The sequence below is a fragment of the Streptomyces sp. ITFR-21 genome, from assembly GCF_031844685.1.
Taxonomy (GTDB): Bacteria; Actinomycetota; Actinomycetes; order Streptomycetales; family Streptomycetaceae; genus Actinacidiphila.
Genome location: NZ_CP134605.1, coordinates 530,022 through 542,100, shown reverse-complemented (window position 1 = coordinate 542,100; position 12,079 = coordinate 530,022). Strand labels below are relative to the sequence as shown.

Annotated in this window: 9 protein-coding genes; 4 read left to right on the top strand and 5 right to left on the bottom strand. The window is 72.4% G+C overall.

From position 1 onward, the window contains the following. Positions 1 to 246: 246 nt before the first annotated feature. The gene (locus tag RLT57_RS02420; protein ID WP_311295701.1) at positions 247 to 810 is read right to left on the bottom strand and encodes a GNAT family N-acetyltransferase; all 564 of its coding nucleotides are present in this window, start codon (positions 808 to 810) and stop codon (positions 247 to 249) included. A gap of 892 nt (positions 811 to 1,702) precedes the next feature. Here RLT57_RS02420 and RLT57_RS33220 point away from each other — a divergent pair. The 3 genes from RLT57_RS33220 (at position 1,703) to glgC (ending at position 4,865) form a co-directional block, all read left to right on the top strand. Further along, positions 1,703 to 2,263 carry a fascin domain-containing protein gene (locus RLT57_RS33220; RefSeq protein ID WP_399127887.1) on the top strand — a complete coding sequence of 187 codons (561 nt, stop codon included), beginning with the start codon at positions 1,703 to 1,705 and terminating at the stop codon, positions 2,261 to 2,263. A gap of 121 nt (positions 2,264 to 2,384) precedes the next feature. Then, positions 2,385 to 3,548, top strand: coding sequence for a glycogen synthase (gene glgA, locus RLT57_RS02410; protein ID WP_311300540.1), 1,164 nt, complete (start codon positions 2,385 to 2,387; stop codon positions 3,546 to 3,548). Positions 3,549 to 3,647: 99 nt separating this feature from the next. Beyond that, entirely contained in the window at positions 3,648 to 4,865 is a 1,218-nt protein-coding gene (gene glgC / locus RLT57_RS02405) for a glucose-1-phosphate adenylyltransferase (protein WP_311295700.1), read from the top strand. Positions 4,866 to 4,934: 69 nt separating this feature from the next. Here the strand turns inward: glgC and RLT57_RS02400 are convergent, their stop codons facing one another. Next, positions 4,935 to 8,114, bottom strand: coding sequence for a GH92 family glycosyl hydrolase (locus RLT57_RS02400; RefSeq protein WP_311295699.1), 3,180 nt, complete (start codon positions 8,112 to 8,114; stop codon positions 4,935 to 4,937). Positions 8,115 to 8,494: 380 nt separating this feature from the next. On the opposite strand from RLT57_RS02400, the gene RLT57_RS02395 reads away from it, so the two are divergent. Then, the gene (locus RLT57_RS02395; RefSeq protein ID WP_311295698.1) at positions 8,495 to 9,499 is read left to right on the top strand and encodes a LacI family DNA-binding transcriptional regulator; all 1,005 of its coding nucleotides are present in this window, start codon (positions 8,495 to 8,497) and stop codon (positions 9,497 to 9,499) included. Positions 9,500 to 9,510: 11 nt separating this feature from the next. On the opposite strand, the gene RLT57_RS02390 is transcribed toward RLT57_RS02395, so the two are convergent. The 3 genes from RLT57_RS02390 to RLT57_RS02380 form a co-directional block, all read right to left on the bottom strand. Continuing rightward, entirely contained in the window at positions 9,511 to 10,380 is an 870-nt protein-coding gene (locus tag RLT57_RS02390; protein ID WP_311295697.1) for an SGNH/GDSL hydrolase family protein, read from the bottom strand. Positions 10,381 to 10,449: 69 nt separating this feature from the next. Next, positions 10,450 to 11,043 (bottom strand): TetR/AcrR family transcriptional regulator, encoded by a 594-nt coding sequence (locus tag RLT57_RS02385; protein WP_311295696.1) that lies wholly within the window; start codon positions 11,041 to 11,043, stop codon positions 10,450 to 10,452. Positions 11,044 to 11,179: 136 nt separating this feature from the next. Continuing rightward, the gene (locus tag RLT57_RS02380; protein ID WP_311295695.1) at positions 11,180 to 11,950 is read right to left on the bottom strand and encodes an SDR family NAD(P)-dependent oxidoreductase; all 771 of its coding nucleotides are present in this window, start codon (positions 11,948 to 11,950) and stop codon (positions 11,180 to 11,182) included. Between the last annotated feature and the right edge of the window lie 129 nt (positions 11,951 to 12,079).

The window sequence follows — 12,079 nt, the reverse complement described above, 5'->3', positions numbered from 1 at the left end:
TGCGCGCGGCTACCGCGTACGGCGTAGGCACACTACGCCGTGAGCCGGTGCCTCCCCTCCCGGGGGCGGTGAAGGCCGCGGCGCGCGTCCGGCGCGCGCCGCGGCCTTCGGTGCGGGACATCCGGCCGGTGGGCCGGGGGTGGTTCAGGCTTTTCCGGGGGTGCTGTCACCAGCGGGCCGGTTACGGCCGGGCTCGGTGGTGCAGCCGCCCTTGCGGCAGTTCACGTCGGGGCAGGACATCTCGGATCACCTCCTCTCTGCTGCCAGGTCGTCGGGCAGGCAGTCCAGCAGGAGCTTGTCGACGCGCTTGCCATGCCACAGCGCGGCATCCCGCAACCGTCCCGCGGTACGGAAGCCGGCCTTGAGATAGGCGTTCACGGCAAGGGTGTGCGGAGCCAGCACCTGCAGCCACACCGCGTTCAGTGACGCGATGGTGAACGCCCAGTCGAGAGTGAGTGCGGTGGCCTCGGCCGCGTAACCCAGGCCGCGGTGCTCCGGAGCGATCACCAAGGTGAACTCGGCGCTGTTGACCGACTGGTCCACGTTGAGGGAGGTGGTGCCGACCGGAGTCGCGCCCGCCGTCGTGATCACTTCGAAGAGCTGGTAGTGGGAGGAGGTGTGGACGCCGCGGAAGCGGGCCCGGAACACCTCCCAGGACACCGGCCAGCGGGCACCGAAACCGACGATGGTCGCCGGGTCGGTCTCCCATCGGTGGTAGTCCTGCATCATCTCTTCTCTTGCCAGGGTCAGAGCCAGCCGCTGTCCGGTCCGCAGTGGAACGGGGGCGGTGGCGTGGGGGGTGGTCGTCACGCTCTTGTCTCTCCTACGTGTGCCCGGTCGGGTACGTTGCAGCCGTCCATAAAGCGTCAATCCCGGGACGGCCCGAAGTCGTGAGAACGGCCGTATTGCCACCTGGCGGCCGGGTATGTGCTTGACACCGGTACGTCCGCCGGGGGCCGCCGGGGCGCCGCCGCGTCCCAGGCACCACCGGGTGCACCGGTGTCCCAGCGGGTGCGCGACGCGGCCGGGCCGCCGACCCGGGCGGCGGGCCGTGCCCCCCGGTGGATCGTGGCCGAATCACGAACCGGCCGGTCGGGGGCCGCCCGGCGCCTGTCGCGCACAAGCAGTGAAGCAGGTCATCCGATCTTTCGCGCCCGTCATGGGTGGTCTCATGCGGTACTCGGTGCGGGAAACCACCGCATCGAGGACAAAGAGCCTCGTTGGTCCAGGCCCTTGACGGCATGTTTCTTTCAGCAGTTGAATCCTCGCAGACCTCAACCGCTTATGCGGAAGTGCTCAGCGAGGCGTCACCGCGAGCCGGTGCACGCCTCCCCCACCGCAAGCCTGCGCAGATCAGGCGGAGCCTTCGCCATGCCGTTGCCGATCACCCATGGCCTGCCACGGGGACGCTGAGTTCAGCTGTTGAACATCGGAGCTTTCCATGGGTGTGTCACGTCGTTCGTTCTTGGGCACGGCGGCCGGTGGGTCGGCTGCTGTGGGGTTGGCTGCGTTGGGTGTGGCCGTACCTGCGTCTGCTGTGGGGGGTGTTGCGGCGGTGAGTGGTCCGGGGGATGTGGTGGGGAAGGTGTCGGTGGGGTGTCAGGGGTGGTTGGCGGCGGTCGGTGACGGTGCACCGGTATATGCGTGGTGGCACTGGTCGGCGAACGCGGGTCAGGCGCCGTCGCCGTCGAACACGGGGATTGTGGCGTGGCCGGACGTGCGGGACTACGCGCGGACGTATCACACGGGGTACGCGAGTCTGGGGAACGGGCAGCCGGCGGACCTGTTCTCGTCGTACGACCAGCAGACGGTGGACACGCGTTTCCTGTGGTTGCAGCAGAATGGTGCGGGCGGGGTGCAGGGCGTTTATATCCCGATGTTCGACGAGTTCAACGAGTTCAACGAGGGGAACCAGATCGCGAAGACGGCGGAGTCGTTGGCGTGGGTGCCGACGAATTCGGGGTTTTCGGCGTTGGACGAGGACGGTACGGCGTGCTCCTCGGACTACTACCTGCGGCTGGCCGGTGACGGCGGGCGGATGCTCAAGGGCCAGATCGCGCTGACCGCCACCCGTCCCACCCCACCCGTCACCACCACCACCACCATCGGCGGCGACACCACGCCCCCCGGCGGCACCGTGGTCAGCCTGCGGGCCCGCGCCGACAACCTGTACGTGACCGCGGAGAACGCCGGGGACCAGCCGCTGATCGCCAACCGGGCCGCCATCGGCGCCTGGGAACAGTTCGACCTGGTCACCTCGTAACAACCCGATCACCCCCTGACCGGGATTCGGCCGCCTCGGCGTGATATGCCTTCCCCGAACGGGGAAAGCAAGAAACGACCGCGGTTGACCGATGCGGTTGCCGAAGGGATGGGAGGGCGCGGTGAAGGTGGGGCTGCTGACCCGGGAGTATCCGCCCGACGTGTACGGCGGAGCCGGGGTCCATGTGGAGTTCCTCGCCCGCGAGCTGCGCGCTCTGGTGGACCTCGAAGTGCACAGCTGGGGAAAGGGCGCCGATGACGCGGTGATCCGGCATCGCGCGCCCTCCTCCCTGGACGGTGCCAACGACGCGCTGCGCACCTTCGCCGTCGACCTGTCGATCGCCGCCGCCCTGGAGGGCCGCGAGCTGCTGCACTCCCATACCTGGTATGCCAACCTCGCCGGCCACATAGGCAAGCTGCTCTACGGCATCCCGCACATACTGACCGCGCACTCCCTGGAGCCGCTGCGCCCCTGGAAGGCCGAGCAGCTCGGCGGCGGCTACGCCCTGTCGAGCTGGGCCGAGCGCACCGCGATGGAGTCCGCGGACGGGGTGGTCGCCGTCTCCGACGGCATGCGCCGCGACATCCTGGCCAGCTACCCGGCGCTCGACCCCGACCGGGTCCACGTGATCCGCAACGGCATCGACACCGCCACCTACCGCCCCGACCCGCGCACCGACGTCTTGGACCGGATCGGTATCGACCCGGACCGCCCGTATGTGCTCTTCGTCGGCCGGATCACCCGGCAGAAGGGCGTACCGCACCTGCTGCGCGCCGCCCGCCGGATCGACCCGGCCGCCCAGCTGGTGCTGTGCGCCGGCGCCCCCGACACCCCGGCCCTGGACCGCGAGTTCCGCGCCCTGTTCGACGAACTGAGCGCCGTACGCGACGGGGTGCACTGGATCCCGGCGATGCTGCCCCGCCCGGCCGTCGTCCAGCTGCTCACCCACGCGGCGCTGTTCGTCTGCCCTTCGGTGTACGAGCCGCTCGGCATCGTCAACCTGGAGGCGATGGCCTGCGGGACCGCCGTGGTCGCCTCCGCGGTCGGCGGCATCCCTGAGGTGGTGGACGACGGCCGGACCGGGCTGCTGGTGCCCTACCGGGAGAGCCGTCCCGAGGAGTTCGAGACCGGGCTGGCCGAGGCGATCGACCGGCTGGTCGGCGACCCGGCGACGGCCGCCCGGATGGGTGAGGCCGGCCGGGAGCGCGCGGTGACCGAGTTCGGCTGGGACACCGTCGCCCGGCGCACCACAGAGCTCTACCAGACGGTGCTGAAGGACGGCTGAGCCCCGGCCGGACGGCGGGGCCCGGCCGACGGGCGGGCGAGGGCAACCGGGCGGCGACCGCCGGACACCGGCGAGCGGACACGATCTGAGGGGGCTTCGATGCGTGGTGGACCTTCGGTGCTGGGCATAGTGCTGGCCGGTGGTGCGGGAAAGCGGCTGATGCCGCTCACCGCCGACCGGGCCAAGCCGGCGGTGACGTTCGGCGGCACCTACCGGCTCGTGGACTTCGTGCTGTCCAACCTCGTCAACGGCGACATCCTGCGGATCTGCGTACTGACCCAGTACAAGTCGCACTCCCTGGACCGGCACGTGACGACCACCTGGCGGATGTCGAGTCTGCTGGGCAACTACGTCACCCCGGTGCCGGCCCAGCAGCGGCTCGGCCCGCGCTGGTACCTCGGCAGCGCCGACGCGATTTTGCAGTCGCTCAACCTCATCCACGACGAACAGCCCGACTACGTCGCGGTGTTCGGCGCCGACCACGTCTACCGGATGGACCCCCGGCAGATGCTCGCCCAGCACATCGAGCACGGCGCGGGCGTCACGGTGGCCGGCATCAAGGTGCCCAAGGCGGACGCCGCCGCGTTCGGCGTCATCACCCCGGCCAGCGACGGCGTCGCGGTGGAGCGCTTCCTGGAAAAGCCCGCCGACCCGCCGGGGCTGCCCGACGACCCCGGGCGTGTCTTCGCCTCCATGGGCAACTACCTGTTCACCACCAAGACGCTGCTGGACGCGCTGCACGAGGACGCCGAGGACCCGCAGTCCGTGCACGACATGGGCGGCAGCATCCTGCCCCGGCTCACCGCCAAGGGTGTCGCGCAGGTCTACGACTTCGACACCAACCACGTACCGGGGGAGACCAGCCGCGACCACGGCTACTGGCGGGACGTCGGCACCCTGGACGCCTACTACGAGGCGCACATGGACCTGATCTCCGACCAGCCCGCCTTCAGCCTGTACAACCGGCGCTGGCCGATCTACACCCACCAGAACAGCATGCCGCCGGCCAAGATCGCGGCCGGCGGCATCGTGGGGGAGTCGGTGGTCAGCCCCGGCTGCGTGATCCGCGGGCAGGTCACCCGCTCGGTGCTGTCACCCGGCGTGGTGATCGACGTCGGCGCGGTCGTCCAGGGCTCGGTGCTGCACGACAACGTACGGGTCGGGCGCGGCGCCATCGTCAGGGGCGCGGTGCTGGACAAGAACGTGGACGTGCCGCCGGGCGCCACCATCGGCGTCAACCCCGACCGCGACGGCCAGCTCTACACCGTCTCGCCGGGTGGCGTGATCGCCCTCGGCAAGGGGCAGCGGGTGCAGTGAGCCCTGCGGCCCGACCAGGCGGCGGCAATCCCACCCGGCACCCCGGGGAAACGGCCGCCGCCGGCCGGTTCAGCTTCCGTAGACCTCCAACTCGTAGATCCGCGCCGCCGGATCGCCGTTCTGCGTCGGTGTGATCACCGACAGCCGCACCCAGCGGGCGTTCGCGCCCACCTGGCTGGTGGTGCTGTCGGCGGTGTTGCCGCGGACCTGGGCGACCGTGGTCCAGGCGGTGCCGTCGGGGGACACCGCCAGGTCGAAGTCCCTGGTGTCCCACGCCGGGTCCTCGCCGCCGGCGCCGGAGTGCCGGACGGTCAGCGACGACAGGGTGTGCGAGGCGCCGAGGTCGACGGTCAGCGTCTTGGTGCCCGCCGCCTTGGAGCACCACTTGTCGCCGGTGCCGCCGGAGTAGCTGCCGTTGACCGCCTTGTCCGCGGTCTCGGTGCTGCCGCACGGGTCGGAGCCGGTGGCGGCCCGGCCGAGCGCCAGATCGCTCTGGCCGCCGCCGTAGACCTCCAGTTCGTAGATCCGGGCGGCGTCGGAGCCGGTGCCCGCGGCGTTGGCCGGCTGCGAGACCACCAGCCGGACGTAGCGGGCCTGCCGCGGGGACGCCGTGTTGTACGTGCGGCTGGAGCGCGACCCGGCGACCGTCGCCGCGGTCGTCCAGGTGGCGGCGTCGGTGCTGGTCTGGATCTGGAAGGCACCGGTGTTCCAGCCGGTGTTCTCGCCGCCGAGGCCCGCGTGCTCGACGACGAAGGACGAGACGGTCTGCGCCGAGCCCAGGTCGACCTGGAGGGTGGCGTTCGCCGTCTTGGAGCACCACTTGCTGTTGTTCCTCAGCGACCCGTCCACCGCCTTGTCCGCGGACTCGGCGGTGGCGCAGCTCGCCGATCCGGTCACCGGCCGGCCCTGGGCGAGGTCGGTCCCCGGCTCGGGGGCGGCCGGCACGGCGGTGGCGCCGTCCTGGAAGGAGGGCGGCACGTCGGAGGCGCCGGTGCCCCAGGCGGTGCCGGGGGTGGCGCCCATGGTGAAGTCGAGCGTGGCGCCGGCCGCCACGTCCGGGTAGCGCAGGTAACTGTGGCTGGTGGCCGTGCCGTTGACGGTGAGGCCCTGGACGTAGGTGCCGCTGCCCGCCGCGTTGACCGTGATGTTCCCGCCGGGCCGCTGGAGCAGCACCGAGGGGAACTGCGGGCCGCTGACCGCGAGGGTGTCCGCGCCGGGAGTCACCGGGTACAGGCCGAGGGCCGCCCACACGTACCAGGCGGAGGTCGCGCCCAGGTCGTCGTTGCCGGGCAGGCCGCCGGCCCCGGTGGTGTAGGACTCGGACATCACCTTGCGGACCGCGTCGGAGGCGCCGGCCGGGTTGCGGGCGAAGTCGTAGGCCCACGGCACGCCGTGCTCGGGCTCGTTGCCGATGTAGTAGTACGGCAGCGTCTGGCCGGCGTTGACCTGGGTGAAGTGGTGGTCCAGCCGCTGGACCGCGGTGTGCCGGCCGCCCATGTCGTTGATCAGGTCGGCGTAGTCGTAGGGCACCATCCAGGTGTACTGGGCGGCGTTGCCCTCGGTGAAGTTGCTCTGGCCGGCCGGGTCCAGCGGCCAGACCCAGCTGCCGTCGGAGTTGCGCGGTTGGACGTAGCCGGACTCGGCGCCGTAGGTGTTGCGCCACCACTGGGCGCGCGTCATGTGCGTACTGTAACCGGCGGTGTCGCCGAGCGCCTTGGCGAACTGCGCCACCGCGAAGTCGGAGGCCGAGTACTCCAGCGAGTCCGAGGGGGCGCCGCTGAGGTAGTGCAGAGCGGTGTACGAGGACTGGTTGCCGCGGATCGGGGAGCCCTGCGTCGTACCGCCGTTGGACGCCTTTTCCATCAGCGACAGGGCGGCGGCGGTGTCGAAGCCGCGGGTGCCGAAGGCGTAGAGGCTGCTGACGATGATCGGGCCGGGGTCGCCGGTCATCACGAAGTCCTCGTTGGTCTGCTGCGACCACTTGGGCAGCAGGCCGCCCTGCTGGCCGTCCAGCACCATCGAGTTGGCGATGTCGCTCGCCTCCGCCGGCGCGATCAGCGCGATCAGCGCCGCCCAGGAGCGGTAGATGTCCCATCCGGAGTAGTTCTGGTAGACCGGGCGGGAGGAGTTGTGCACCGCGTTGTCGAAGCCGCGGTAGTCGCCGCTGACGTCGCTGGAGATGTTGGGGCTCTGGAAGACGTGGTAGAGCGCGGTGTAGAACTTCTTCAGGTCGGTGGTCGAACCGCCGCTCACCTGCGCGCGGTTGAGGATCGCGTTCCACGCGCCGTCGGCGGCGCTGCGGACCGCGCCGAAGTCCCAGCCGCTGTTCTCCGCCGTCAGGTTGGCCTGCGCGCCCGCCGTGCTCACGTAGCTCAGGCCGACCTTGAACTGCACGGTCGCCGAGCCGGTGGTGTCGAAGGTGACCCAGGCGCCGGTGTTGGTCCCGCTGGTGCTCGCCGAGTTCGCGCTGACCGTGCCGCCGTTCCAGGTGCCGTGGGCGGTCGGGGCGCGGTCGAAGCGGATGTCGAAGTAGATCGGGTACGTCTTCGACGAGCCGCAGAAGCCGCCGGCGGTGACGCTGCCGGTGATCTCGGAGCCGTTGACCTGCACCGAGCCGGCGCGGTTCCCGGTGGCGCTGCGGCTGGTGTTGATCAGCAGCCCGGCCGAGGTGGACGACGGGTAGGTCAGCCGCCCCATGCCGGTGCGGGTGGTGGCGGTCAGCTCCACGCCGGTGGCGTACCTGTCCAGCCGGTTTTGGTAGTAGCCGGGCACCGCCGTCTCGTTGGCCTTGGTGTACGGCGACGCGTACGCGGTCCAGTCGCTGCCGGGCGAGGTGCCGACACCGCCGGTGATCGGCAGCAGCGGCAGGTCCTCGTCGTTGGGGCAGCCGGCGCCGTCGAAGTGGGTGAGGCTGAAGTCCTCGATGGAGGTGTCGGAGTAGCGGTAGCCGGAGGGCGAGCCGGTCGGTGTGTCCGGGCTGAACTGCACCCCGCCGAAGGGCACCACCGCGCCCGGGTACGTACTGCCGCCCGCGCCGCCGGGCACCGGGTTCGGCGCGGAGCTGTCGTCGGTGCCGACGAACGGGTCGGCGTACTGGGTAAGGGCCGGGGCCGAGGCGGCGCGGGCCGGCGCCGGGTGGGGCGCGGCGGCGTGGGCCGGGGCCTGGGCGAGGCCGCCGACACCGAGCGCGGCCAGTAACAGGGCGCTGACGGCGCCCGCGGTTCGGGAGCGGAACACGGCAGGAAGCACGGAGGAACCACCTTCTCGCGGAAGGCCCCCGCGTCGTCCAGGCGCCGGGGGGCTGAGGGGGGCACGGGCTCGCGAAGCGTGTGAACGTTACCAGGCAAGGGAGCAGTTTTGATGTGTACCTGACGGATGTCAAGGGTCCGGACCAGGCCGCCGGCACATACCGCGGGCGGCGCCGGCCGGTCGGGCGGCCGCTCCGCAGCGTAGCGGCGCTGCCGCCGCCGGACGCCGCAAGACCCGCCCACACCCCCGTCATGTCGCCCGTACCGCACCCGGTCCGCCGTGCACGTCGCCGGCGCCCCGCCCGCCGGGCCCGCCTGCCATCATCGGTGCGAGGGGGCGGCCGGCCCCCGCCGCGGCCCGGCAGGAGGACGAGGAGGCCCGTGAGGCGCCCGACGATGAAGGACGTGGCCCGCGCCGCGGGCGTCAGCCCGATGACCGTCTCCCGGGTCGTCTCGGGTGAGGCCGCAGTGAGCCCCGGCACCGCCGCGAAGGTCGAGCAGGCGGTCCGCCGGCTCGGCTACCAGCGCAACGACAACGCCCGCCACTTGCGGCAGAAGCGCCCGGGCACCGCCACCATCGGCCTGGTCGTCGACGACCTCGCCAACCCGTTCTACGCCCTGCTGGCCCGCTCGGTGGAGGACGAGGCACACCGCCGCGGCTATGTGGTGCTGGTCGCCAGCACCAACGACGAGCCCCGCCGCGAGCGCGAGGTCATCGCCGCCTTCACCGCCCGCCAGGTGGACGGCCTGATCATCGTGCCCACCGTCGGCGGCCACGGCTTCCTCGAACAGCCCATGGCGGCCGGCACCCGGGTGGTGTGCGTGGACCGCCCCGCCGAGGGCCTGGACGTGGACACCGTCACCGTCGACAACCGGGCCGGCGCCCAGCGCGCCGTCACCCACCTGCTCGACCGGGGCCACCGCCGGATCGCCTACCTCGGCGACCGGTACGAGATATGGACGCAAAGGGAGCGCTACACGGGCTATCTCGCCGCGCTCGCCGCACACGGCATACCCGAGGACCAACCGCTGGTCCGGCACGGCCTGCGCTCGCGCGCCGCGGCCGGCGCCGCGCTGGCCGAGCTGCGCGAACTGCCGCAGCCGCCGACCGCCGTGTTCACCAGCAACGACCTGATCACCCTCGGGGTGCTCGACGGACTCGACCACCCCGCGCGGATCGCGGTCGTCGGCTTCGACGACCTGCCGCTGGCCGAACGGCTCAGCCCACCGCTGACCGTGGTCAGCCAGGACCCGGCGGCGCTCGGCGGCACCGCGGCGGACCTGGTCTTCTCCCGGATAGCCGGCGACCGTTCGGCGCCCCGGGACGTGGTGCTGCTCACCCGGCTGGTGGTACGCGGATCGGGCGAGCTGCCGGCGCCCGGTTGAGTGCCGGCCGGTCAGCCGGCCCCCGCGCCGACGGCCTTCGCCCTGGCGGCCTTCGCCCCGGCGGAGGGGGCGGCGGGCGGGCCGGGCGCGGAGGCGGCGGGCGGGGAGGGGGAGGGCGCCGGCCGGCTCATCCGCTCGGCCACCGCCTTGCCGAGCACCGGGAAGAACGCCTCGGCCATCCGCCGGTAGCCCGCGTCGTCGGGGTGCACGCCGTCGCTCATCTCGGCGACGGTGAGGTCGGGCGGGGTGACGTACCAGAAGGCGCGACCGCGCCGCCGCTCGGCGGCCTGGAGAGCGGCGGCCCGCCGGTCGAACGCGGCGACCTCGGCGCGCAGCCGCGTGGTGAGCGGGGTCCGCTGGTGCGAGGCGACCGGCAGCAGGCCCATATACACCACCGAGACGCCCGGCCGGTCGGCGTAGATCCGGTCGACCAGCTCGGCCAGCCGGTCCGGTGCGCGGGCGACGTCCACGTTGTGGCGCAGGTCGTTGATGCCCAGGTGCAGCAGGACGACATCGGGCCGCGACACCGCCAGCCAGCCGTCGACCCTGCCCCGGACCTGGCCGATCGTCCAGCCGCGGTGCCCCTCGTTGGCCGGCTCCGGCAGATCGCCGTTGCGCTCGGAGCCGACGAACCGCACGGCGTACCGGGACTGCCCGGCCACCAGCCGCCACAGCGGCTTGCGGTAGCCGGCGTCACCGGTGCTGCCCTGACCCCAGGTGATCGAGTCGCCCAGCGGCATCACCCGGACCGGGAACGGCGGCCGGGGGCGGCTCTCGACCGCCGAGCCGCTGGTGGTCAGCAGCGCCAGGGTGATCGCCGCGGCGACGGTGAGCAGCGCGGCCGGCACACCCGCGCCGCGGACCAGCCGACCGTGTGTCACGTACCCCTCCGGAGCGACGGCCCCGGGCCTGCGTCCGGGGGCAACCTGTCGGTCCACCCTAACCGGCGGCTACGGGTGCACGCGCAGCTGGTCCAGCGTCAGGTCGACGGCGGCTTCCAGCGAACCGGTGCTGCCGGTGACGATCAGGACGACGGCGCCCCCCTGGACCGCGGCCAGCAGCACGTCGGCGGCGCGGTCGGCGGCCAGCCCGCGGGTCATCAGGTCCTGATCCTGCATATGCCGCACCCCGGCCGCCAGTTTGCCGTGCCAGCTGTCCATCAGCCGGGCCTGCACGCTCTGGCCGCCGGTGTCCTCCGGGTCGAGCTGCCCGAGCAGCACCCGCAGCGGGCACTGGCGGCCCTGCCGCTTGTAGTGGGCCACCACGGTGTTCCGCCAGGCGTGCCAGGACCGCCAGGAGGTCAGATCGTCCAGGTACGGCTGCTGGTCGGCCAGGATCTGGTCGGCCTCGTGGGAGGCGACCGCGAGCACCAGCTGCTCCCGGCCGTCCGGGAAGTAGTGGAAGAGCTGGCTCTTGCTGGTACTGGTCGCCTCGCGGATCTCGTCCAGCGACACGCCGCCGCCCGACTGCCGCATCAGCACCGCCGCGCCGTCGATGATGCGCTGCCGGGTGGCGGCGCCCTTGCTCGTCAGCCCCTGCGGCACGCTTCCGCCTCCCTAACGACTGGACTTCCCGGTCCAAGGGTACGGGCCCGGCGGCTGCGCCGTCGCCCGTACGCCGTCGGTCGTACGCCAGGGACCGCGCGCCGCCGGCCGCGCCGCCCGCCCCGCCGGGCCGGGCTCACGTCCCGCTGACCACCGCGACCCCGACCCGGCCGCCGTCCACGTCCAGCACCGTGCCGTGCACGAACGCCGCCTCGTCGCTGGCGAGATAGACCGCCGCCTGCGCGATCGCCTCGGGCGAGCCAGTGGTGCCGGCCGGGGTGCCCCTCATCATCACCTCGGCCGGGTGCGGCCGGTCGCCGAGCGCGGGGGAGCGGATGACGCCGGGCGAGATCGCGTTGACCCGCACCCCGGACGGGCCGAACTCGGCCGCCCACGCCCTGGTCAGGGTCTCGACCGCGCCCTTGGTGGAGCTGTAGAGCGCGCCGACCGGCAGGCCGAGCCGGGCGACCCACGAACCGAGGTTGACGATCGCGCCGCCGCCGGCCTCCACCATCGCCGGGGCGACGGCCGCGGTCAGGAAGAAGGGGGCCTTCACGTTGACCGCGTACACCTGGTCGAAGGTGGCCTCGTCGGTGGCCGTGGTGACGTCCCCGGGGAAGATGCCCGCGTTGTTGACCAGGACGTCGATCCGGCCGCCGAGTACCCGGGCGGCCTCCGCGGCGAGCGCGGTACTGGCCGCCGCGCCGCCGTCGAGGTCGGCGGCGACGAAGTCGGCCCTGCCGCCCGCCGCCCTGATGCCGGCCACCACCTCGGCGCCGCGGGCCGTGCTGCGGCCGGAGACCACCACGTGCGCGCCCTCCGCCCCGAAGGCGACGGCGATCGCCTGCCCGATGTTGCTCGTCGCGCCCGTGACGAGCGCGGTCCTGCCCTGCAGTCGTGCGGTCATGCCGTGGACCTCTTCCATAGTGGACCGTGCGGTTCAGAAAAACCGTAACACGACTCTGGACCACAAGGTCCATAATGCGCCCGACGTAGCCGCGGACCACGCCCGGCGGCCACCGAACGGACCAGCGGA